Source organism: Leclercia adecarboxylata, assembly GCF_006171285.1.
GTDB classification, from domain to species: Bacteria; Pseudomonadota; Gammaproteobacteria; order Enterobacterales; family Enterobacteriaceae; genus Enterobacter; species Enterobacter barmai.
In genome coordinates this window covers 3443538-3467202 of record NZ_CP040889.1, presented here as the reverse complement: position 1 = coordinate 3467202, position 23665 = coordinate 3443538, and the positions used below count along the sequence as shown (strand labels likewise).

23 protein-coding genes are annotated in these 23665 nt (G+C 59.0%); 8 read left to right on the top strand and 15 right to left on the bottom strand.

What is annotated here, in order from left to right:
• Window positions 1-224: 224 nt before the first annotated feature.
• The 4 genes from sdhB to sdhC are packed head-to-tail and all read right to left on the bottom strand — an operon-like array spanning window position 225 to window position 3468.
• Window positions 225-941, bottom strand: a complete 717-nt coding sequence (gene sdhB / locus FHN83_RS18310; RefSeq protein WP_039029333.1) for a succinate dehydrogenase iron-sulfur subunit SdhB — start codon at window positions 939-941, stop codon at window positions 225-227.
• Between the two features lie 15 nt (window positions 942-956).
• On the bottom strand, window positions 957-2723 hold the full coding sequence (sdhA, locus tag FHN83_RS18305) for a succinate dehydrogenase flavoprotein subunit (RefSeq protein WP_039029332.1): 1767 nt from the start codon (window positions 2721-2723) through the stop codon (window positions 957-959).
• Window positions 2723-3070, bottom strand: a complete 348-nt coding sequence (gene sdhD, locus FHN83_RS18300; RefSeq protein ID WP_039029331.1) for a succinate dehydrogenase membrane anchor subunit — start codon at window positions 3068-3070, stop codon at window positions 2723-2725. Before sdhD ends, sdhA begins: the two co-directional genes overlap by 1 nt.
• A complete protein-coding gene (gene sdhC / locus FHN83_RS18295) occupies window positions 3064-3468 on the bottom strand; it encodes a succinate dehydrogenase cytochrome b556 subunit (RefSeq protein WP_039029416.1) in 405 nt (134 codons plus the stop codon). Before sdhC ends, sdhD begins: the two co-directional genes overlap by 7 nt.
• Before the next feature lie 327 nt (window positions 3469-3795).
• Between sdhC and FHN83_RS28995 the strand changes: the two genes are divergently transcribed.
• Together FHN83_RS28995 and FHN83_RS18290 are read left to right on the top strand one after the other, a co-directional pair.
• A complete protein-coding gene (locus FHN83_RS28995) occupies window positions 3796-3903 on the top strand; it encodes a hypothetical protein (RefSeq protein WP_418936630.1) in 108 nt (35 codons plus the stop codon).
• Between the two features lie 205 nt (window positions 3904-4108).
• Complete coding sequence (locus FHN83_RS18290) at window positions 4109-5395, top strand: citrate synthase (protein WP_039029330.1); 1287 nt, start codon at window positions 4109-4111, stop codon at window positions 5393-5395.
• A 74-nt stretch (window positions 5396-5469) separates the two neighbouring features.
• On the opposite strand, the gene nei is transcribed toward FHN83_RS18290, so the two are convergent.
• The 11 genes from nei to FHN83_RS18230 all read right to left on the bottom strand — a co-directional run bounded on the left by nei (window position 5470) and on the right by FHN83_RS18230 (window position 15507).
• The gene (gene nei, locus FHN83_RS18285) at window positions 5470-6261 is read right to left on the bottom strand and encodes an endonuclease VIII (RefSeq protein WP_139564568.1); all 792 of its coding nucleotides are present in this window, start codon (window positions 6259-6261) and stop codon (window positions 5470-5472) included.
• A gap of 12 nt (window positions 6262-6273) precedes the next feature.
• Window positions 6274-6918 (bottom strand): pyroglutamyl-peptidase I, encoded by a 645-nt coding sequence (gene pcp, locus FHN83_RS18280; protein ID WP_139564567.1) that lies wholly within the window; start codon window positions 6916-6918, stop codon window positions 6274-6276.
• Between the two features lie 9 nt (window positions 6919-6927).
• Complete coding sequence (locus FHN83_RS18275; RefSeq protein ID WP_139564566.1) at window positions 6928-7923, bottom strand: DUF979 domain-containing protein; 996 nt, start codon at window positions 7921-7923, stop codon at window positions 6928-6930.
• Window positions 7920-8630 (bottom strand): DUF969 domain-containing protein, encoded by a 711-nt coding sequence (locus FHN83_RS18270; RefSeq protein ID WP_039029326.1) that lies wholly within the window; start codon window positions 8628-8630, stop codon window positions 7920-7922. The genes FHN83_RS18275 and FHN83_RS18270 overlap by 4 nt, the downstream gene beginning before the upstream one ends.
• Before the next feature lie 35 nt (window positions 8631-8665).
• Window positions 8666-9400: a 5-oxoprolinase subunit PxpA gene (gene pxpA, locus FHN83_RS18265; protein ID WP_139565458.1), complete on the bottom strand. Its 735-nt coding sequence runs from the start codon at window positions 9398-9400 to the stop codon at window positions 8666-8668.
• Window positions 9390-10322 (bottom strand): 5-oxoprolinase subunit PxpC, encoded by a 933-nt coding sequence (gene pxpC / locus FHN83_RS18260; protein WP_139564565.1) that lies wholly within the window; start codon window positions 10320-10322, stop codon window positions 9390-9392. The genes pxpA and pxpC overlap by 11 nt, the downstream gene beginning before the upstream one ends.
• Window positions 10316-10972: a 5-oxoprolinase subunit PxpB gene (gene pxpB, locus FHN83_RS18255; protein WP_039029324.1), complete on the bottom strand. Its 657-nt coding sequence runs from the start codon at window positions 10970-10972 to the stop codon at window positions 10316-10318. The genes pxpC and pxpB overlap by 7 nt, the downstream gene beginning before the upstream one ends.
• 14 nt (window positions 10973-10986) lie before the next feature.
• On the bottom strand, window positions 10987-11730 hold the full coding sequence (locus FHN83_RS18250) for a type 2 GTP cyclohydrolase I (RefSeq protein ID WP_039029323.1): 744 nt from the start codon (window positions 11728-11730) through the stop codon (window positions 10987-10989).
• Window positions 11731-11740: 10 nt separating this feature from the next.
• On the bottom strand, window positions 11741-13153 hold the full coding sequence (phrB, locus tag FHN83_RS18245; protein ID WP_139564564.1) for a deoxyribodipyrimidine photo-lyase: 1413 nt from the start codon (window positions 13151-13153) through the stop codon (window positions 11741-11743).
• 165 nt (window positions 13154-13318) lie between these two features.
• The gene (ltrA, locus tag FHN83_RS18240) at window positions 13319-14611 is read right to left on the bottom strand and encodes a group II intron reverse transcriptase/maturase (protein ID WP_017341082.1); all 1293 of its coding nucleotides are present in this window, start codon (window positions 14609-14611) and stop codon (window positions 13319-13321) included.
• 689 nt (window positions 14612-15300) lie between these two features.
• Entirely contained in the window at window positions 15301-15507 is a 207-nt protein-coding gene (locus tag FHN83_RS18230; protein WP_039029414.1) for a YbfA family protein, read from the bottom strand.
• A gap of 309 nt (window positions 15508-15816) precedes the next feature.
• On the opposite strand from FHN83_RS18230, the gene kdpF reads away from it, so the two are divergent.
• The 6 genes from kdpF to kdpE are packed head-to-tail and all read left to right on the top strand — an operon-like array spanning window position 15817 to window position 23590.
• Window positions 15817-15906: a K(+)-transporting ATPase subunit F gene (gene kdpF / locus FHN83_RS18225; protein WP_072036638.1), complete on the top strand. Its 90-nt coding sequence runs from the start codon at window positions 15817-15819 to the stop codon at window positions 15904-15906.
• The gene (gene kdpA / locus FHN83_RS18220; RefSeq protein ID WP_139564563.1) at window positions 15906-17585 is read left to right on the top strand and encodes a potassium-transporting ATPase subunit KdpA; all 1680 of its coding nucleotides are present in this window, start codon (window positions 15906-15908) and stop codon (window positions 17583-17585) included. Before kdpF ends, kdpA begins: the two co-directional genes overlap by 1 nt.
• A gap of 18 nt (window positions 17586-17603) precedes the next feature.
• Entirely contained in the window at window positions 17604-19652 is a 2049-nt protein-coding gene (gene kdpB, locus FHN83_RS18215; protein WP_139564562.1) for a potassium-transporting ATPase subunit KdpB, read from the top strand.
• Between the two features lie 12 nt (window positions 19653-19664).
• Window positions 19665-20240, top strand: a complete 576-nt coding sequence (kdpC, locus tag FHN83_RS18210) for a potassium-transporting ATPase subunit KdpC (protein WP_139564561.1) — start codon at window positions 19665-19667, stop codon at window positions 20238-20240.
• Complete coding sequence (gene kdpD / locus FHN83_RS18205; protein ID WP_139564560.1) at window positions 20241-22916, top strand: two-component system sensor histidine kinase KdpD; 2676 nt, start codon at window positions 20241-20243, stop codon at window positions 22914-22916.
• Window positions 22913-23590, top strand: a complete 678-nt coding sequence (gene kdpE / locus FHN83_RS18200; RefSeq protein WP_039029317.1) for a two-component system response regulator KdpE — start codon at window positions 22913-22915, stop codon at window positions 23588-23590. Before kdpD ends, kdpE begins: the two co-directional genes overlap by 4 nt.
• Window positions 23591-23665: the final 75 nt, after the last annotated feature.

Here is a 23665-nt window from a genome sequence, read left to right as displayed (position 1 = left end):
GATCCCTTAAGCATTTTTATGCTTATTTCGCCGTAGAAACTACCACGCACACCACGTGTACGTGCCGGGGTTCACCTGCGAGCTCTTCTCTATATAGCGGCTCGCGAAGGAACCTTTAGAAACTGTCTAAACTTCAGGGCAGTTTTTAAAGGTTTCTGCATTCCATCCCCTCTCCCCTTTGGGGAGAGGGTTAGGGTGAGGGGAACAGCGCCCCCTCGTGTTACTTACGCACTGCGCTGCAACAACATCGACTTAATGTGGCCGATAGCGCGCGTCGGGTTCAGCCCCTTAGGACATACACTGACGCAGTTCATGATGCTGTGGCAGCGGAATACGCTGAAAGCATCACTCAGCCCTTCCAGGCGGTTGTCGGTTTCGGTATCGCGGCTGTCAATCAGGAAGCGATACGCTGCCAGCAGGCCAGCCGGGCCGATAAACTTGTCCGGGTTCCACCAGAACGACGGGCAAGAGGTCGAACAACATGCACAAAGGATACACTCATACAGGCCATCGAGTTTTTCACGCTGCTCTGGCGACTGCAAATGCTCGCGAGCGGGTGGATTTTGCCCATTATTCAACAAGTAAGGCTTAATCTTCTCATATTGTGCATAGAATTGCCCCATGTCCACCACCAAATCGCGCACGACCGGCAGGCCTGGCAGAGGACGGATAACAATCTTCTGTCCCGGACGGTTAAGCGCCGAAATCGGGGTGATACAGGCCAGACCGTTTTTGCCATTCATGTTCAGACCGTCAGAGCCACACACCCCTTCACGGCAGGAACGACGGAATGACAGTGTCGGATCCTTTTCTTTCAGCTGCATTAAAGCATCCAGCAGCATCATGTCACGGCCTTCTTCCGCTTCCAGGGTGTAATCCTGCATATGCGGAGCGTCATCTACATCCGGGTTATAACGATAAACTGAGAATTCGAGTTTCATTGTCCTGTCTCCGCATTAATAAGTACGAATCTTCGGCGGGAACGCCGGACGCAGTTTCGGTTCCATATTGACGCTACGACGTGTCATGGATTCCGACTCTGGCAGGTACAGGGAATGGCACAGCCAGTTTTCGTCGTCACGATCCGGGAAGTCGAAGCGGCTATGGGCGCCACGGCTTTCGGTACGGAAGTTTGCAGAGACCGCCGTCGCGTACGCGGTTTCCATCAGGTTATCCAGCTCCAGACACTCGACGCGCTGGGTGTTGAACTCGCTGGAAGTATCGTCCAGACGGGCATTTTTCAGACGCTCGCGGATCGCTTTCAGCTGCTCAAGACCTTTCGCCATCGCGTCGCCTTCACGGAACACCGAGAAGTTGTGCTGCATGCACTCCTGCAGCGCCTTACGGATTTCCACCGGATCTTCGCCGTTGCGGTTACCGTTCCAGCGGTTGAGACGTTCAAGAGAGGCGTCGATATTGGCTTCGGTGGCATCACGCAGTGGACCTTGCTCAGCAATGGACTCCTGCAGATGCAGACCCACCGCACGACCAAACACCACCAGGTCGAGCAGAGAGTTGCCGCCCAGACGGTTGGCGCCGTGTACGGATACGCAAGCGATTTCGCCTACTGCGAACAGGCCCGGGATCACCACGTCTTCGCCCTGCTCGTTCACGGTCAGCGCCTGGCCGGTCACTTTGGTCGGAATACCGCCCATCATGTAGTGACAGGTTGGGATTACCGGGATCGGCTCTTTAACCGGGTCGACGTGCGCGAAGGTGCGGGACAGCTCCAGGATACCCGGCAGACGGGATTCCAGAACCTCTTTACCCAGATGGTCAAGCTTCAGCTTGGCGTGTGGACCCCACGGGCCGTCACAGCCGCGACCTTCACGGATTTCGATCATGATGGAACGCGCCACCACGTCACGACCCGCCAGGTCTTTCGCATTCGGGGCATAACGCTCCATGAAGCGCTCGCCGTGTTTGTTCAGCAGATAACCGCCTTCACCACGGCAGCCTTCTGTGACCAGAACGCCCGCACCGGCGATACCGGTTGGGTGAAACTGCCACATCTCCATATCCTGCACCGGCACGCCAGCGCGGATCGCCATACCGACGCCGTCACCGGTGTTGATATGGGCGTTCGTCGTGGACTGGTAAATACGGCCTGCGCCACCGGTCGCCAGCACGGTTGCGCGGGCTTTGAAGTAGACCACTTCACCGGTTTCGATGCACAGGGCGGTACAACCCACTACTGCGCCATCTTCGTTTTTCACCAGATCCAGCGCATACCACTCGGAGAAGATGGTGGTTTTGTTCTTCAGGTTCTGCTGGTACAGCGTGTGCAGCAGGGCGTGACCGGTACGGTCTGCCGCTGCGGCGGTACGTGCCGCCTGCTCGCCGCCGAAGTCTTTCGACTGGCCGCCAAACGGACGTTGATAAATGGTGCCGTTCTCCAGGCGGGAGAATGGCAGACCCATATGGTCCAGCTCCAGAATCGCTTCCGGGCCGGTCTTGCACATATATTCAATGGCGTCCTGGTCACCGATGTAATCGGAGCCTTTCACCGTGTCGTACATATGCCATTCCCAGTTATCATCATGGGTATTACCGAGCGCGACGGTGATGCCACCCTGCGCGGATACGGTATGGGAACGGGTCGGGAAGACTTTAGAGAGCAGCGCACAAGTCTGGCCGCTCTGGGAAATTTGCAGCGCCGCGCGCATACCTGCGCCGCCGGCTCCAATCACTACAGCGTCAAATTCTCTGACTGGAAGTTTCATCACACCCCCCACACCACAACAAATCCATAAATGACGTAAACCACCAGGGCAACGACGATTGCCAGCTGCAACGCGAGACGAATTGCCATCGGTTTAACGTAGTCGGTCAGTACCTGCCACATGCCAATCCACGCGTGGATCAGAATGGAGAACAGCGCCAGCAGGGTAAACACTTTGGTGAAAGCAGAACCGAAGAAGCCGGTCCAGATTTCCCACGTCAGGTCGCCGCTGGTGGCAAAGAAACCGATCATGTAGATGATGTAGAGGGTGAGAACGATAGCGGTAGCACGGACCAGAATGAAGTCATGTACGCCGTTGCGTCCTAATGCGGAGGCGTTGCTTACCATACGAGAACTCCTGCGAGAAGTGAAAGCACGACAGTGATAACAAAGGAGATGTTAGCGGTACGCTTGCCGGTTTCGAAGGTCTCTTCCAGATAGCCGAAGTCCATCAGCATATGACGAACGCCGCCGACAACGTGATAAGCCAGCGCGGTCAGGATGCCCCACATGATAAATTTCACGAAGAAACCGTTCATGATGTCAGAGGCCTGCTGGAATCCTTCCGGAGACGAGAGACTGGTACCCAGCAACCATAACAGGATACCCACCGCGACAAACGTGATCACACCGGATACACGATGAAGGATGGACGCTATTGCCGTTACGGGGAATCGGATCGTTTTTAGATCCAGATTGACAGGTCTTTGTTTTTTCACATTTCTTATCATGAATAACGCCCACATGCTGTTCTTATAGTTTCCTTCCTCCGGACTGCGATGCGGGTCAGACAGCGTGCCTTTTATATAACTGTGCGTCATGCAAAACATTGCTTCCAGATGCTCAAATGACACGTTACAACGCTGGTTGGCTCGGGATTGCAGGGTTTTCCGGAGACCTGGCGGCAGTATAGGCCGTTCACAAAATCATTACAATTAACCTACATACAGTTTGTCGGGTTTTATACGGAACAGTGATCAGGGTCACGATAACAACATCTTTTTAATTTTTAATCATCTGATTTGACAAATGTTAAACATTATTGTTACAAACATCACCAGAAAAGGCATATAATGCGCAAAAGTTATGAGGTCTCTCTTTCACCTGAGAATAAGTTATGTAACAGTGTGATGGTATTGACCGAAGTTATCAGGACAGTTATTAGTGATATACAGGTTTGAATAATTCGGACTGCACAAACACTGATTTGCTGTTATTTCTCTGATTTCTCATTTGTTTACCTGCTAGCGCCATTGCTCTGTACCCTGGTTTCTCCTCGTGAGCTGAGCGGCGAGCCAAATAACAAACTGGTAACAATGATAAATCAGCTGAATGCAAATCCGGTTATGGGCAGTCTTAAGCAATAAGGCGCTAAGGAGACCGTAAATGGCTGATACTAAGGCAAAACTCACCCTAAATGGTGACGCTGCTATCGAACTGGATGTGCTAAAAGGCACGCTCGGTCAGGATGTTATTGATATCCGTAGTCTTGGTTCTAAAGGTATGTTTACCTTTGACCCTGGTTTTACCTCCACCGCATCTTGCGAGTCCAAAATCACCTACATCGACGGTGACGAAGGTATCCTGCTGCACCGCGGTTTCCCCATCGACCAGTTAGCGACCCACTCCAATTACCTGGAAGTGTGCTACATCCTGCTGAACGGCGAAAAGCCGACGCAGGAACAGTACGATGAGTTCAAAACCACCGTCACCCGTCACACCATGATCCACGAGCAGATTACCCGTCTGTTCCATGCATTCCGCCGCGATTCACATCCAATGGCGGTCATGTGCGGGATCACCGGCGCGCTGGCTGCGTTCTACCATGACTCGCTGGACGTGAATAACCAGCGTCACCGTGATATCGCCGCGTTCCGTCTGCTGTCCAAAATGCCAACCATGGCAGCGATGTGCTACAAATATTCCATCGGACAGCCGTTTGTTTATCCACGCAACGACCTCTCCTACTCAGGTAACTTCCTGCGTATGATGTTCGCCACGCCGTGCGAAGAGTATGAAGTGAACCCGGTGCTGGAACGCGCAATGGATCGTATCCTGATCCTGCACGCTGACCACGAGCAGAACGCATCTACCTCTACCGTGCGTACCGCTGGCTCCTCCGGCGCGAACCCGTTCGCCTGTATCGCAGCAGGTATTGCCTCCCTGTGGGGACCGGCACACGGCGGCGCGAACGAAGCGGCACTGAAGATGCTGGAAGAGATCAGCTCCGTTGAGCACATTCCTGAATTCGTACGTCGTGCGAAGGACAAGAATGACTCCTTCCGTCTGATGGGCTTCGGTCATCGTGTTTACAAAAACTACGATCCGCGCGCAACCGTAATGCGTGAAACCTGCCATGAAGTTCTGAAAGAGCTGGGCACCAAAGATGACCTGCTGCAGGTGGCGATGGAGCTGGAACACATCGCGCTGAACGACCCGTACTTCATCGAGAAGAAACTCTATCCGAACGTCGATTTCTACTCCGGTATCATCCTGAAAGCGATGGGCATTCCGTCTTCCATGTTTACCGTTATCTTCGCGATGGCGCGTACCGTGGGCTGGATTGCACACTGGAACGAAATGCACACCGAAGGCATGAAAATTGCGCGTCCTCGCCAGCTGTATACCGGCTACGAGCAGCGTAATTTCGAGTCTGACGTGACCAAACGCTAACAGCGATGCCCGGCGGCGCTACGCTTGCCGGGCCTACGTAGGCCGGGTAAGCGTCAGCGCCACCCGGCGTTTTTTTATGTCTGACAATGTGGACACCAGTAAAACGGTCGCGAAGAGAGCGTCGTTTTCTCAATCACCCCACCGCAGCGCTCACACTTTTTCCCCGCGCGATGAAACACCTTAAACCGGAACAACGCCCCGTGATGCTTCTTCTCATTCACCACTCCGCGCGTGTTATACGACAGACGCGGGATATCCAGCACCGCGTGGGATAACGCATCCAGCTGCGCGTCGCTGAGCTGCGAGGCTTTGTGGCTCGCCGCCAGCCCCACCTCCCACAGAATTTCTACCCGCAGATAGTTGCCCAGACCGGCAAGAAACGACTGGTCCAGCAGCAGCCCGGAAAACTGGCGATTGCGGAATTTTGCCGACAATAGCCGCGCTTTCACATCCTCTGCCGTCAGGCGTAAATCCAGCACATCCGGCCCCACCCGCTGCAGGAAGGGATGGGTGGTAAGCTGCTCCGGCAGCAGCATCTCAATATCCGAGGCGCTGTAGAGCAGAATGGTTTTGTCCGCCGTCTCCAGTTTGACGCGCAGCACCCGGGTCGTCTCCGGCAGTTTACCAGTATCCACCACCCGCCAGACGCCATACAGCTGGTTATGGCTGTAGAGCGTAAGCTGGTTGGAGAAGTGGGTGAGCAGCGCTTTGCCGCGCGTCTCCAGATGCGTGACCGTCTCGCCGATAAGCCGGGATTCAAAGGTTTTTAACTGAGGAAAAGCAAACCACACGTCGGTGAGCGGTTTGCCTTTTATCTCCGCCTCCAGGCTATCCGCCGCGCGGCGGATCTCTGGTCCTTCTGGCATGATGTCTCCTTTCTAGTGCGTCGCACCGCCCACCACTTTGATGTCGTGCTCCTGACGCAGCGCCACCGCAATGGCGATCTCCAGGGCCTGCTTCACGGTGTGCGTCGCCATGCTCGGGGCACCGGGGTGCGCTGCCGCCTGCTCGGGGAGGTAAGGAATATGGATGAACCCGCCCTTCACGTCCGGGCTGTGGGCCAGCTTGTGCAGCACGCCGTACATCACGTGGTTGCAGACGAATGTGCCAGCCGTCTGGGAAACAGAAGCAGGAATGCCTGACTCCCGCAGGGCCGCCACCATCGCTTTAATCGGCAGGGTGCTGAACCAGGCGGCCGGACCGCCGTCGACAATGGCGACATCCACCGGCTGTTGCCCCCGGTTATCGGGAATGCGGGCGTCATCGACGTTGATCGCCACCCGCTCAACGGTCACATCCACCCGGCCCCCGGCCTGGCCTATCGCCAGCACGACGGAGGGCTGCAGCGCGTCAATGGCCGCGTTCAGCACCGATAACGACTCGCCAAACACGCAGGGCAACTGCCGCGCTACCACGCGACAGTCGTCAATAATCGCGCCATCAAGCTGTTTCACCACTTCCCACGACGGGTTAACGCGCTCGCCGCCAAAAGGCTCAAAACCGGTGATTAAAACTGTTCGCATCATTTCTCCTTACAGGAACATCAGGAAGTAGAGCAGGAATACGTTGGCGATCAGCAGCAGCACCCCGGTAGGCACCTGCGCTTTGATGACCGCATTTTTATCGGGCAGCTCCAGCAGCGCGGCGGGCACGATGTTGAAGTTGGCCGCCATCGGCGTCATCAACGTGCCACAGTAGCCGGAGAACATGCCAATCGCCGCCATCACCGCCGGGTTGCCGCCGTGTTGCAGGACCAGGATCGGGATGCCGATCCCCGCAGTGACAATCGGGAAGGCAGCGAAGGCGTTGCCCATCACCATCGTCAGCAGCGCCATGCCCACGGCATAAACCGCCACCGCGATAAACCGGCTGTCCACCGCCAGATACGTCTGGGTTAGGTAAGAAATCCCCTCCCCGACGCCAGCGGCGGTAAACAGCAGGCCAAGGGTGGCAAGTATTTGCGGCAGAATAAAGGCCCAGCCGATGGAGTCGAGCAGTCGGCGCGCCTCCTGCAGAGGCTGATGCACTTTCTCATGGGTCATTTTGACCGCCATCGCCAGGCCAATGAGCGAGCCGATGGTCATCGAGAACAGCGTGACCAGCGTCGAGTGGTTGCCCGGCCCGAACAGCGTCTCCTGCAGGCCCGGGATGTGGTTAAACATCAGCACGCCCACCACCGTCACCACCGGAATGGCCAGCGCCGGTAAGAAGAGGCGATTGCCCAGTCGCTTCGCGCTGCCCTCGCGCTCTTCTGCCGTGCGCTGGTGATAGCTGCCGAGGCGCACGCCGCCAAAACCGGCGATCAGCGCCAGGACGACCACCGCCAGACCCACCGCGATATGGACGGTGCGCTTGTCGCCCACCAGATCGTAGGTCCAGTTGCCGAGCAGGAACAGCAGGCCGTAAATGCCCCAGAACAGACCGGTGGTGATGCGTCGTGGGTTGGCTTTATCGCGAAACGACATCAGCGCCACGATCAGCAGGATCAGGCCTGCCAGCCAGTAGAGATAGCTTTGCTGGAAATTCATTTCACCTCTCCCTGCACTTTCGCCAGTTCGCGCTCCAGATGCTTATCCAGGCGGTACAGTCGGGTGGCGTGGATCGCAAAGGCGCAGAGCGCGGTCGGGATCCCCCACAGGGCAATATGCAGCGGCTCGGTCTGGATGCCGCCGGATTCCAGCATGAAATTATGCATAAAGATGATGGCGCCAAAGGCAACGAAGATGTCTTCGCCAAAGAACAGCCCGACGTTGTCGGTGGCCGCCGACATGGCCCGCAGGCGATAGCGCACCGCCCCCGGCAGCTCGCCATACTTCTTCTCTGCCGCCCCTTCTGCCATCGGTGCCAGCAGCGGACGCACCATCTGCGGATGCCCGCCGAGGCTGGTCAGCCCCATCGCTGCCGAAGCTTCACGAACGAACAGGTAGACGATCAGCAGACGACCGGCGGTGGCGCTGTGGATCTTCGCGATCCACGCCTGAGCCCGCTCTTTCAGGCCGTGGCGCTCCAGCAGGCCGATAACCGCCAGCGGGATCAGGAGGATATAGGGCAGGTTGCGGGTGTTCAGGAACCCTTCACCCAGTTTTTCCAGAATGGTGGCGACCGGCATATGCGCCGCCAGGCCGGTGACGATCCCGGCGACAATGACCACCAGCACCGGGTTAAAGCGTAAAAGAAACCCGACCACAATCACCGCGATACCGATGAGTGGCCAGAGGGACAGCGTCTCTGCCATGTTCTCTTTCCTGTTGTTGTGTTTGCAAATGTGCGTTATGCACTGATTTTTATATTATTTGCTTCAAATTCCTGACGCAGGCGACGGGCAAAGGCCAGGGCGTGTTCACCGTCACCGTGAATGCAGACCGTCTGTGCGTGTACGGTTGCCCATTCACCGGTAATACTTTTCACCCGGCCGCGCTGGATCATCTCCAGGGTTTGCGCCAGGGACTGCTCTTCATCGGCAATCAATGCCCCGGCCTGAGTCCGCGGCACCAGGCTACCATCCGGCTGATACCCGCGATCGGCAAACACCTCTTCCCGGGTGATCAGGCCATAGCGCATTCCGGCGCGGATCAGCTCGCTCCCGGCCAGCCCAACCAGGATCAGATCCGGGTCGACGGTCGCCACAGCGCGGGCGATCGCATCGGCAAGATTGCGATCCTTTGCCGCCTGGTTATAGAGCATGCCGTGGGGTTTCACGTGACGCAGCTGCCCGCCTTCGGCGCGAACGATCGCCGCCAGGGCCCCAATCTGATACAGCATTTGCGCATACACCGTCTCCGGCGGCAGGGTCATGGCCGTGCGGCCTAAGTTCTCCCGATCCGGGAAGCTGGGGTGCGCCCCGATGGCCACCCCGTTTTTCAGCGCCTCGCGCACGCAGGCCAGCATGGTTTCGGCATCACCGGCATGAAAACCGCAGGCGATGTTGGCTGACGACACCAGCTGTAGCAGCGCGGCATCGCTGCCGCACCCTTCACCCAAATCTGCATTTAAATCAACCGCGATCATGCAACCTCCACGCCAGCTGTTCGATGTATTGCTTCTGGATGCGTCGTGCTTCCAGAGCCTCTTCCAGGGTACAGGGGACAAAGTGGATCGGCTGTCCGAGCGGCGCCTGGGCCAGGTGGTACATATCGGCTTCAATGATGCAGGCGATCCGCGGATAGCCCCCGGTGGTCTGGGCATCGTTCATCAGAATAATCGGCTGCCCGTTATGCGGCACCTGAATAACGCCCGGCAGCAGGCCGTGGGAGAGCAGTTCGCGCTCGGTGGTGCGCTGCAGTTTTTGTCCCTGCAGGCGATAGCCCATGCGGTTACTTTGCGGGCTGAGCTGCCAGGGCAGACGCCAGAGCGCATCCTGCGAAGCCTGATCAAACTCATGGTATTCCGGCCCCGGCAGGGCGCGCACGCGGTTATCCCATAGCAGCTGTTTCACGCCCTGCGCTTCGCGGAATTCGCGTCCACCGGCACGGATCTTCAGGCGATCGCCATCTTTCAGCAGACGCCCTTCGTGTCCGCCCAGGCCCACTTTCAGATCGGTACTCAGGGAGTCCATGACCGACGGCACCTCAATGCCGCCCGCGATCGCCAGATAGCTACGCATGCCGCGACGGGGACGATTAAGGGTGAGCTGCTGCCCGGCTTTTATCGGCAGACGCCAGCCGGTCCAGACCGCCGCGCCGTCAAGCCGGGCATCACAGCCTGCCCCGGTCAGGGCAAACCAGCCGTCTTGTTCAAACTCGAAGGTACATTGCCCGAGCGTGATCTCCAGCGCGGCATCATCCGGGTCATTGCCCACCAGCAGATTACCAATCTGCAATGCTGGTTTATCCAGCGCACCACAGTAGCTGATCCCCGACTGGCGAAAACCGATGCGCCCGCCGTCCTGCACCGAGGTATAGAGCCCGGCACGAACTATTTTTAGCATACCCCCTCCTTCTGCGGGATAAACCGCACGGTATCGCCCGGGCGCAGCAGCACCGGCTCGTCACGGCTGGGATCGAACAGCGGCAGAGAGGTGTGTCCTATCAGCTGCCAGCCGCCGGGTGTGGCTAAGGGGTAAATCCCGGTTTGCGCCCCGCCAATCCCCACTGAACCCGCCGGCACCTGCAAGCGGGGTTCGGCGCGACGTGGGGTAGCCAGCTGCTCGGGCAGCCCGCCCAGATAAGGGAACCCCGGCTGAAAACCTAAGAACCAGACTACATAGTCAACGGATGAATGGAGCTCCACGACCTGTTTCTCCGAAAGCCCGGCATGCCGGGCCACTTCGCCAAGGTCAGGGCCCGCGGCGGTGCCGTACACCACGGGGATTTCGATGGCGCGGGAATCCGGCTCCAGCGCCTCGCTCTCTTCCCACCAGCGCTGCAGACGCTCAATCGCATCCAGCGCCACCGAGTGGGGATTGCGCAGCACCACGGTAATGTTATTCATCCCCGGAATGGCTTCCACCACTTCAGGGAGTTCACCCAGCCGCTGGGTCAAGCGCCAGATCCGTTTTTGCGTCGCCAGGGTCACTGGCGGTTCCAGCTCCAGTACCACGGCGGTTTCGCCTAGCAGATAACAACGTGCTCGCTGCACTTATATACCTCTCATCAGGCTGGATTAGGGATATCCACAAAGGTGACATCCAGGTCGGTATTTTCTGTCAGCCATTCGCTGAGGGCGCGAATACCGCCGCGTTCCGTGGCGTGGTGGCCTGCTGCATAAAAATGGAGCCCCTGCTCGCGGGCGGAGTGAATGGTTTGCTCCGACACTTCGCCCGTAATGAACGCATCGACGCCAAAACGCGCCGCGCTGTCAATAAAGCCCTGCCCGCCGCCGGTACACCAGGCGACGCGCTGTACGGTATCGGGCCCGGTGTCGCCGCTCCACAGCGGACGACGCCCCAGCCGGGCTTCGATCCACGACGCCAGCTCCAGACCCGGTACCGGCATGGAGAGTTCACCCCAGGGCACCAGCGGCTCAATTTCACCCATGATGGTAATGCCGAGCAGCGCCGCCAGCTGGGCGTTATTCCCCAGTTCCGGGTGCGCGTCCAGCGGCAGATGCCAGCCGTAGAGGTTGATGTCGTTTTCCAGCAGGGTCTTCAGGCGATTACGCTTCATGCCGCGGATAACCGGCGATTCACCTTTCCAGAAATAGCCGTGGTGAACAATTACCGCATCGGCATTCTGACGCACCGCTTCATCGATCAGCGCCTGGCTTGCCGTTACGCCGGTGACAATTTTCTGCACCTGCTCACGCCCTTCCACCTGCAGGCCGTTCGGCGCGTAGTCGCTGAAGCTGGTGCTGTTGAGTTTGTCGTTAATCAGGCGTTCCAGTTCACTGTTTTTCATTATTACTCCCTTATGCTTTACGGGCGGCTTCATACGCGGCCAGCGTGGCAACGCGCGCCTGTTTATGGTCGACAACCGGGCGCGGATAATCGAGGGTGACGCCCTGCTTGTCCGCCCAGGTCCAGGGATCGTGGATGGCCTTGTCCGGTACGGTAGCCAGTTCCGGCAGCCAGCGGCGGATAAACACGCCGTCGGCATCAAACTTCTGCCCCTGGGTTGTCGGGTTAAAAATACGAAAATAGGGGGCCGCATCGGTTCCGGTCGACGCCGCCCACTGCCAGCCGCCGTTGTTGGCGGCCAGGTCGCCATCGATCAGCTGCGAAATAAAGTACCGTTCCCCGGCGCGCCAGTCGATAAGCAGATCTTTGACCAGAAAGCTGGCGGTGATCATGCGCAGGCGGTTGTGCATCCAGCCGGTTTCATTCAGCTGGCGCATGGCGGCATCGACGATGGGATAGCCGGTCTGTCCATATTGCCACGCCTTCAGCTGGGCGTCCTCAGACTGCCATTTGACGTTATCCGTCCAGCGGATGAATGGCCGATATTTACATAAATCAGGGTGATACGTCATCAGGTGACGGTAAAACTCTCGCCAGATGAGCTCGTTAAGCCATACGGAACCCGGCCCGCCCTCCAGCGCCTGCGGCTGTTCTGCCAGCAATCGGTGCAGGCACTGACGGGGAGAAAGTACCCCCAGCGCCAGACAGGCTGAGAGTCGGCTGGTGCCTTCGATGGCCGGGAAATCACGCTGCGCCTCATACTCCCCTGCCCCTTGCTGGCAGAACTGACGCAGGCGGGCAATCGCCTCTTTCTCGCTCGCCGGAAAGAGGTCGGTATCGAATGGCTGTTTTGGATAGTCGAAATCCAGCTCTGCCGGAGTAACCTTTTCACCTTCACGGGCGGCAGGCGCCGCCGCACACTCGGGCAGCCCCTCTTTCAGCCGCCGTAGCCAGGCATTTTTGAACGGCGTAAAGACCTTGTACATCTCGTGATTGCCGGTCATCACGCTGCCCGGCGGCAGGATCACGCTGTCATCAAATCCCTGACAGGTGACGTCCTGCAATGCGCGCTCCAGCTGGAGGTCGCGCTGCTGCTCGTTGAGTTCATACTGGTAGTTATAAAAAAGATGGGTGACATCATGCTTGTCGCAAAGCTGGGCGACTTTTTCGCCCTGGGCAGCGAAATCAGCAACCTCCTCATACAGCAGCGGAATGCCTTTGTCGGCCAGTTGCCGTTGCAAACCCTTGAGATGGGCATGAAGAAACGCGGCCTGACGTGGGGCCATGGCGTGCTGCTGCCACTGTTGTGGCGTGGCGATAAATAGCGCCAGCACGCGGGCTTTTTTGTCGCGACAGGCGGCGGCAAGCGCCAGGTTATCGTGGATGCGCAGATCGGCGCGAAACCAGACCAGATGGGTGGCCATAACACTCCAGTATTATCGTCTGTAACATCTACAAGTCACCGAGGATACTTCCCTTTAACAAGTGTAGCCATACTGAAATCGGCATAGGGGACGGCCTTCATAGGCCGCTCCCCTGCCACACCACCCGGCATGCGGGTCCGCACCGGGCGGTTCGAGAGATTGAGGTTATGAGAGGCGCGCCAATCCCAGCCTGTCGAACCACGCAATATTCAGCACACGATTCAACTCAAAACGGCTATTACGCCACCAGCGATGAGAGTTACTGGCCACCCTCTGCGCCACCTGCTGGCTCGCCCCCAGTGTCCGCAGCTCTCGATAGATCGTAGGGCCACGCTTCCACTGCCTGAGCTGGATCGCTCTCAGTCGATGTCGTATCCATTCGTCCAGCTTGCGCCAGACTGCCGGTGTTTGCGACAACGTGAAGTAGGCTTTCCAGCCCAAAAGATAAGGCCGAAGATTATCTGCGACCTGTTGCAAGCTACGCCCGCAGGAGCGCCGGGTAAGCCAGCGGATACGCTGCTTGAACTGTTTCTGCGCCTTATAAGAGACCGCGCGCTTGACTTCACTTCGGGCTGACCACAACTCATAGCCCAGAAACTTGCGACCAAACGCGCTCGTCACTGCACTCTTGCTCTCGTTGACGCTCAAGTGCAGCTTTTCGTACAGCCGCCTCAGCAGGGCCATTACCCGCTGCCCCGCCTTCTGACTGCGCACATACACGTTCGCATCGTCGGCATAGCGCACGAAACAATGGCCTCGGCGTTCAAGCTCCCGATCCACTTCGTCCAGCAGCACGTTCGCCAACAACGGCGACAGTGGGCCGCCTTGCGGCGCCCCGCAGCGGCTTTTCTCGACCACGCCATTGATCAGCGTTCCCGCATCCAGATAGGCGCGAATCAGCCGGATAACCGCCTGATCCGTAATCCGTTTGCGCAAACGATCCATCAAGATGTCGTGATCGACCCGGTCGAAGAACTTCTCCAGATCAACATCCACCACCACTTTACGTCCTGAAGAGGCATAGCGCTGAGCCGCTAAAACGGCGTCCTGCGCACAGCGTCCCGGACGGAAGCCGTAGCTGTGTTCACTGAAGGTCGGATCGAGTAATGGCTGCAAGGCTTGCAGCAACGCTTGTTGGATCAAACGGTCGGTGACCGTTGGGATACCCAACTCGCGTTGACCGCCGTCAGGTTTGGGAATGACCACACGCCGTACCGGACTGGGCCGGTAGACTCCTGAAAGAAGCTGTTCACGAATCCCCGCCCATTGGGTCAGCAGGTACTCGGCCGTCTGATCAATATCCAGACCGTCGACTCCCGCTGCACCTTTGTTGGCCTTGACCCGTTTCCACGCCCGTTTCAGGTTTTCTCTCGCAAAGGCCCGTTCCAGCAGCCCTTGTCCTGCGTTATCGGGTTCATTTTGCGGGCGATTGACCTCGTCGCTGACAGGATTTCTCACGGTTTCACCGCTCGTTATCTCCGTCCGCCCCGCGTTTGGCAGGCATCTGACTTCCGGTCTTTCGCATCAACATGGCCTATGACGCTTTCTCTCGTTCGGCCCTTCGTCAAAAAAAAAAGACTACTACGGCCTCTGCTGACTTCTCGCTCCGACTCGCGCCGTCGCCCTTTCAGGCACAAGGCGAGATCTCCCCAGGTAAGAACGCAATCCTTCACCGCACAACCGCCGGATTTACGCTGCCTGACCCTTGACCACAAGAGCTTCGCGGTTTTATGCCCGCTCGCCCTGGTCGGCTTCGCCTTGTATCCGGTTCTTGTACATCGGCTCGCGGTTTCGATTCACGCTTCCTCCCCACACTCGGTCGCCCTCATGCAGTTGCGCTTCACTTCGTTCGCTGTGGTCAGCTTACGGCGGGACTTTCACCCACAAGATTGCGCCCATGCTGGGCGCACATAAAAAAGGCCGCCCTGATGGCGGCCTTAACGAGACTATGGACCGGCTGTGGCAGCCCTTTCAGAATTCATTTAGATAACGCAAATTTCGCCTGAGGGCGGTTAAGGTTAAGATTAACTTCTCTGGTAGTGCTTGTTTGAATCCTCCCTACGGACCGCGAATCCCGAGGGATAAAAAAAACCGCCACATTGCTGTGGCGGTTTTTTTATTACTGCAATTGCTGTGTGTAGTCTTTCTTAGTAAAAGTCACAAACGGCTTTTTCAGCCTGATCCATCCACACCGGCTTATCGCTGGTTTTAGCCCAGACGCGATGCAGATAGCTGTAAAAACGGGCACGATCTTTCCAGAAAAGCATAACTGGTAACGCCAGAACACCCGCTAACACAGCGAAAGTGCGGCGAATAAAAACGATATGTGCCGGATACGCTTTGTAAAATTCCATCATTTTCTCCCCTTTCTCTGGCCGGAAACCTTCTCCGGAAAAGTAAAACTGATTAACTGATGAAAATAGTAACGCTTTGGCTGTAATTTTACTACTCATCCGACCACTCTTTTTCATCCATTTAGTGAATATTTACAATTCACACCGTAATTTAGTTACATAAAAGTTAAATTAATACTAACCATTAGTTAAATTATGGTCTTAGCCATTTTTATACTTTTTTTACACCTCCCCGCCTGATTTTTGCGAAATCTTTGCGCCAGAAAATTTACCGTTTGCACCACAACTAATGTCACCCGGAGGTGAATTGTGAGTGCAGGTATCATTGCGGGCATCGTGCTGGTGTTTCTGTTACTGGGGTATCTGATCTATGCCCTGCTTAATGCGGAGGCATTCTGATGGCCGCTCAGGGATTTCTGCTTATTGCCAGCTTCCTGCTGGTGCTGTTGGCGCTCGCCCGACCGCTGGGGATGTGGCTGGCACGGATGATTAACGGCCTGCCGCTGCCCGGCGTGCAGGCCATTGACGCAGGTTTATTGAGCCTGCTCGGAATAGGTGCCGATGAAATGGGCTGGCGGCACTATCTGCTCGCTATCCTGCTGCTGAACGGGGTGGGCCTGGTGGTGCTTTTCGCCATGCTGATGCTTCAGGGCTGGCTGCCGCTCAATCCGCAGCAGCTTCCGGGGCTCTCCTGGCATCTGGCGCTCAATACCGCCGTCAGCTTTGTCAGCAATACCAACTGGCAGTCTTATGCCGGTGAAACCACCCTGAGCTATTTCAGCCAGATGGTGGGACTGACGGTACAAAACTTCCTCTCAGCGGCGAGCGGCATTGCGGTGATCTTCGCCCTGATCCGCGCCTTTGCTCGTCAGAATGTCACTACGCTTGGCAACGCCTGGGTCGATTTGACCCGCATCACCCTGTGGGTGCTGCTGCCGCTGTCGCTGGTCATCGCGCTGCTGTTTATCCAGCAAGGCGTATTGCAGAACCTGTTGGCGTATCAGCCGTTTACCTCGCTGGAAGGGGCTAAACAACTGCTGCCGATGGGGCCGGTGGCCTCCCAGGAAGCGATCAAAATGCTTGGTACCAACGGGGGTGGATTCTTTAATGCCAACTCCGCCCATCCGTTTGAGAACCCGACCGCCCTGACCAACGCCGTGCAGATGCTGGCGATCTTCCTGATCCCCACCGCGCTCTGTTTTGCTTTTGGCGAGGCGGTGAGCGATCGCCGCCAGGGGCACGCGATCCTCTGGACCATGTCCGCCATCTTTGTGGTCTGTGCGGGGCTGGTGATGTGGGCGGAATGGCAGGGCAACAGCCACTTCATGCTGCTGGGTGCGGACAGCAACAGCAATATGGAAGGGAAAGAGAGCCGCTTTGGCATTCTTGCCAGCAGCCTGTATGCGGTGATCACCACCGCTGCCTCCTGTGGCGCGGTCAACGCTATGCATGACTCCTTCACCGCCCTGGGCGGGATGATCCCGCTGTGGCTGATGCAGATTGGCGAAGTGGTGTTTGGCGGCGTCGGATCGGGCCTGTACGGCATGCTGCTGTTCGTGCTGCTGGCGGTGTTTATCGCCGGGCTGATGATTGGCCGCACCCCGGAATATCTGGGCAAGAAAATCGACGTGCGCGAGATGAAGCTGACCGCCCTGGCGATCCTCGTCACCCCGGCGCTGGTGCTGCTCGGTACCGCGCTGGCGCTGATGACCGATGCCGGACGCAGCGGCATTTTCAACCCCGGGATCCACGGCTTCAGCGAGGTGCTGTACGCGGTTTCGTCCGCGGCCAACAACAACGGCAGCGCCTTTGCGGGCCTGAGCGCCAACTCGCCGTTCTGGAACTGCCTGCTGGCGTTCTGCATGTTGATCGGCCGCTTTGGGGTGATTGTGCCGGTAATGGCCATCGCCGGATCGCTGGTCAACAAGACCCGCCAGCCCGCCTCGGGCGGCACGTTGCCCACACACGGGGCGCTGTTTGTCGGCCTGCTGATCGGCACCGTCCTGCTGGTAGGCGCCCTTACCTTTATTCCCGCCCTCGCATTAGGCCCGGTTGCGGAACATCTCTCTTTACGCTGATTTAACGGAGTAATCGTCATGAGTCGTAAGCAACTGGCCCTGCTCGAACCTTCTCTGGTTCGCCAGGCGCTGATGGATGCGATAAAAAAATTAGATCCGCGCGTGCAGTGGCGCAACCCGGTGATGTTTATCGTCTGGCTGGGAAGCCTGCTGACCACCCTGCTTGCCGTTGCCATGGCGGCCGGGTTACTGGCCGGGAGCGCCACCTTTACCGCGGCGATCGGCCTGTGGCTGTGGTTCACCGTGCTGTTTGCCAACGTGGCTGAAGCGCTGGCGGAAGGACGCAGTAAAGCCCAGGCCAACAGCCTGAAAGGCGTCCAGAAGACGGCGTTCGCCCGCAAGCTACGCGAAGCGAAATACGGTGCCGCCACCGACAGGGTGCCGGCGGATGCGCTGCGCAAAGGCGATATCGTGCTGGTCGAAGCCGGAGACATTATCCCCTGCGACGGGGAGGTTATCGAAGGGGGGGCCTCGGTGGATGAGAGCGCCATTACCGGGGAGTCTGCGCCGGTCATTCGTGAGTCCGGCGGCGATTTCGCCTCGGTCACCGGCGGGACGCGTATTCTCTCCGACTGGCTGGTGATCCAGTGCAGCGTCAACCCGGGAGAAACCTTCCTCGACCGGATGATCGCCATGGTGGAAGGCGCCCAGCGGCGCAAAACCCCAAATGAAATCGCCCTGACCATTCTGCTGGTGGCGCTGACCATCGTCTTCCTGCTGGCGACGGCGACCCTGTGGCCCTTCTCGTCGTATGGCGGGACGGCGGTGAGCGTCACGGTGCTGGTTGCCCTGCTGGTCTGCCTGATCCCCACCACTATCGGCGGCCTGCTGTCGGCCATCGGCGTGGCGGGCATGAGCCGGATGCTGGCGGCTAACGTGATCGCCACCAGCGGACGGGCCGTCGAGGCGGCAGGCGACGTCGACGTGCTGCTACTGGATAAAACCGGCACCATCACCCTGGGCAACCGCCAGGCCTCCGAGTTTCTTCCCGCCCCGGGCGTGGACGAAAAAACGCTGGCCGACGCCGCACAGCTGGCTTCACTTGCGGACGAAACCCCGGAAGGCCGCAGCATCGTGGTTCTCGCCAAACAGCGCTTCAATCTGCGCCAGCGCGACGTGCAGAGCCTGCATGCCACCTTTGTCCCCTTTACGGCGCAGACCCGGATGAGCGGGATTAACATTCAGGATCGCCTGATCCGCAAGGGCTCGGTGGACGCCATTCGCCGTCACATCGCGGCCAACAACGGCCACTTCCCGCCGCAGGTCGATACCCTGGTGGAGAACGTCGCCCGTCAGGGAGCCACGCCGCTGGTGGTGGCGGAAGGCGCTACCGTGCTGGGGGTGATCGCCCTGAAGGACATCGTCAAAGGCGGCATCAAGGAGCGCTTTGCCCAGCTGCGTAAGATGGGCATTAAAACGGTGATGATCACCGGGGATAACCGCCTGACCGCCGCCGCCATTGCTGCCGAGGCAGGAGTGGATGATTTTCTGTCTGAAGCGACACCTGAAGCTAAGCTGGCGCTGATCCGCCAGTACCAGGGAGAAGGACGCCTGGTGGCGATGACCGGTGACGGCACCAACGACGCTCCGGCGCTGGCCCAGGCGGACGTGGCGGTGGCGATGAACTCCGGTACCCAGGCGGCAAAAGAGGCCGGGAATATGGTCGATCTCGACTCCAACCCCACCAAGCTGATCGAAGTGGTGCACATCGGCAAACAGATGCTGATGACCCGGGGCTCACTCACTACATTCAGTATCGCCAACGACGTGGCGAAATATTTCGCCATCATCCCGGCGGCCTTTGCAGCGACGTACCCGCAGCTGAACGCCCTGAACGTCATGCATCTCCACTCCCCCGCCTCGGCAATTCTGAGCGCGGTGATCTTCAACGCGCTGATCATTATCTTCCTGATCCCGCTGGCGCTGAAAGGCGTGAGCTACAAGCCGCTCACCGCCGCCGCCATGCTGCGCCGCAATCTGTGGAACTACGGCCTGGGTGGGCTGGTGGTGCCTTTTATCGGCATTAAAGCCATCGACGTCGTGCTGACTCTGTTTGGGCTGGTTTAAGAGGAAAATCAAATGGCTATGTTACGCCCCGCTATACTGTTGTTTATTCTGCTGGCCCTGATCACCGGCGGGCTCTATCCGCTGATGACCACCGCGCTGGGTCAGTGGTGGTTTCACGACCAGGCCAACGGATCGCTTATCCGCCAGCAGGGGGAGATCCGCGGTTCCCGATTGATTGGACAGAACTTTACCGCGGCGGGTTACTTTCACGGGCGTCCTTCCGCTACGGCAGAGAGCCCGTATAATCCTATGGCCTCGGGCGGCAGCAACCTGGCGGGCAGCAACCCCGCGCTGGATAACACCGTTCGCACGCGGGTGGCGCAATTGCGCGCCGCCAACCCGCAGGCCAGCCCGGCGGTGCCGGTTGAACTGGTGACCGCCTCCGGTAGCGGGCTGGACTACAGCCTGACCCCGCAGGCCGTTGCCTGGCAGATCCCGCGCGTCGCGCAGGCGCGTCAGCTCAGCAGCGAACAGCTCAGCCAGCTGGTTGCCGCGCATACGCAAAAGCCGTTGTTCAGCGCCATGGGCAATCCGGTGGTGAATATCGTTGAATTAAATCTGGCGCTGGACGCGCTAAGGAAAGAGTAAATGATCGACGAGCCTCAGCGCCCGGACCCGGACAAACTGCTGGAGCAGGCCGCCACGCCCCATCGCGGCAAGCTGAAAATCTTCTTCGGCGCCTGCGCGGGCGTCGGGAAGACCTTCGCCATGCTGAGCGAAGCCCAGCGTCTGCGCGCCCAGGGGCTCGATATTCTGATCGGCGTGGCGGAAACTCACGGACGTCAGGAGACCGCCGCCCTGCTGGCCGGGCTGGCCACCCAGCCGCCCCGGCGCATCCATCATCGTGGGCGTCTGGTGACGGAATTCGATCTCGATGCCGCCCTCGCCCGCCGCCCGGCGCTGATCCTGATGGACGAACTGGCGCACACCAATGCCCCCGGCTCGCGCCATCCCAAACGCTGGCAGGATGTCGAGGAGCTACTGGAGGCGGGCATTGATGTTTTCACCACCGTGAACGTCCAGCATCTGGAGAGCCTCAACGACGTGGTCAGCGGCGTCACCGGCATTCAGGTGCGGGAGACCGTCCCGGACCCGTTTTTCGATGGGGCGGACGAAGTGGTGCTGGTGGATCTGCCTCCGGACGATCTGCGCCAGCGCCTGCATGAGGGCAAGGTCTACATCGCCGGGCAGGCCGAGCGGGCAATTGAGCACTTCTTCCGTAAAGGTAATTTGATCGCCCTGCGCGAGCTGGCGCTGCGCCGCGCCGCCGACCGGGTGGACGACCAGATGCGGGCCTGGCGCGACCGTCAGGGCGAGGAGAAAGTCTGGCATACCCGGGATGCGATTTTGCTCTGCATTGGTCACGGCAGCGGTAATGAAAAGCTGGTGCGCACCGCCGCGCGTCTGGCGGCTAAATTTGGCAGCGTCTGGCACGCCGTCTACGTCGAGACGCCGCAGCTGCACCGTCTGCCGGAGAACCAGCGCCGCGCCATTCTTGCGGCCCTGCGCCTGGCCCAGGAGCTGGGCGCAGAAACCGCCACCCTGGCCGAGCAGGCGGAAGAGAAAGCCATTCTGCGCTACGCCCGGGAGCACAACCTCGGCAAGATTGTCATCGGCAGGCGCGCCCGCCGCCGCAGGTTCAGCCATCAGAGCTTTGCCGACAGGCTGGCGCAGCGGGCTCCCGACCTCGATCTCTTGATCGTCGCCCTGGACGACAAACCGGCCCCCCTGCCCGCCAGAGCCCCGGATAACCGGACGTTCAGCGACAAATGGCGGATCCAGCTGCGCGGCTGCATGGTGGCGGTGCTGCTCTGCGCCCTGATCACCTTTGTTGCCAGCCAGTGGCTACCCGGCTTCGATGCCGCCAACCTTGTGATGATCTACCTGCTGGGGGTAGTGCTTGTGGCGCTGTTTTACGGCCGCTGGCCCTCGGTGCTGGCGACGGTCATCAACGTCATCAGCTTCGATCTCTTTTTCATCGCCCCTCGCGGCACCCTGGCAGTGTCGGATGTCCAGTACGTCCTCACCTTCGCCGTGATGCTGGCGGTGGGTCTGCTTATCGGTAACCTGACGGCAGGAGTGCGCTATCAGGCGCGGATCGCCCGCTATCGCGAGCAGCGCACCCGCCATCTGTATGAGATGTCGAAAGCGCTGGCGGTGGGCCGCACGCCGCAGGATATCGTCCAGACCAGCCAGCAGTTTATTCACTCCACCTTCAACGCCCGCAGCCTGATCCTGCTCCCGGATGCGGAAGGCAAGCTGGGCCCGCTGACCCCGGCCTCGGGGATGACTCCGTGGGATGAGGCCATTGCCCTCTGGAGCTTCGATAAAGGCCAGCCTGCGGGTGCGGGCACCGACACCCTGCCGGGCGTGCCCTGGCAGATCCTGCCGTTACAGAGCCAGGGGGTGGTGGTTGTGGAACCATCCAACCTGCGCCAGCTGATGATCCCCGAGCAGCAGCGGCTACTGGAGACCTTTACCCTGCTGGTGGCAAGCGCCCTGGAGCGGCTGGCGCTCACCGCCAGCGAAGAGCAGGCGCGGTTAGCCAGCGAGCGTGAGAGCATTCGCAACTCGCTGCTGGCGGCCCTCTCCCACGATCTGCGTACGCCCCTGACGGTGCTGTTCGGCCAGTCGGAGATCCTGACCCTCGACCTGGCGGCTGAAGGCTCCCGCCACGCCATGCAGGCCAGCGAGATCCGCCAGCACGTGCTCAACACCACCCGGCTGGTGAATAACCTGCTGGATATGGCGCGGATCCAGTCCGGCGGCTTTAATCTCAAAAAAGAGTGGCTGACGCTGGAAGAGGTAATTGGCAGCGCCTTAAAAATGCTGGAGCCGGGGCTCGGGGGGCGGTATATCGCGCTGGAGATGTCGGCCCCGCTGGCGCTGATCCACGTTGACGGACCGCTGTTCGAGCGGGTGCTGATCAACCTGCTGGAGAACGCCGCTAAATACGCGGGTAGCAAAGCGCAAATTGGCATCCAGGCCAGCGTCACGCCCGATACGTTACAGCTGGAGGTATGGGATAGCGGTCCGGGCATTCCGGCGGGCCAGGAACAGGCTATCTTTGATAAGTTCGCCCGGGGTAATAAGGAGTCTGCCATTCCCGGCGTGGGGCTGGGGCTGGCGATTTGCCAGGCGATTGTTGAGGTACACGGCGGCACCATCACGGCCCATAACCGCCTCGAAGGCGGGGCGGTATTTTGTGTTACACTGCCGCTCGATGCGCCACCCGAACTGAATGAATTTCCAGAGGATCTGTGATTAACGTCCTGATTGTTGAAGATGAACTCGCCATCAGCCGTTTTCTGCGCGCCGCGCTGGAAGGCGAAGGGTTGCGCGTTCATGACGCCGGGACGCTACAGCGGGGCCTGATTGAAGCCGCCACCCGCAAGCCGGACCTGGTGATCCTCGACTTAGGTCTGCCGGACGGCGACGGCCTCGATTTTATCCGCGAAGTGCGCCAGTGGAGCCAGATGCCGATCATCGTGCTCTCTGCGCGACTGGAAGAGACCGACAAAATTGCCGCCCTCGATGCCGGTGCCGACGACTATCTCAGCAAGCCGTTTGGCATTGGCGAACTTCAGGCGCGACTGCGCGTTGCCCTGCGCCGCCACGCAACCACCGCCCCCGTCGACCCGGTGTATACCTTTTCCGATATCCGCGTCGATCTGGCGGCACGGCGTATTCAGCAGGGGAACGCGGAAATCCACCTGACGCCCATCGAATTTCGCCTGCTGGCGGTTCTGCTCAACAATCACGGCAAAGTCCTTACCCAACGTCAGCTGTTAAGCCAGGTCTGGGGACCGAATGCGGTGGAGCATAGTCACTACCTGCGCATATATATGGGGCATCTTCGTCAGAAACTCGAAGTGGATCCCGCGCGCCCCCGCCATTTATTAACTGAAACCGGTATCGGTTATCGGTTTATGCTTTGAGCACAAAAAAGCCCGGTGGCGCTAACGCTTACCGGGCCTACAAAATTGCTGAAATTGTAGGCCGGGCAAACGCAG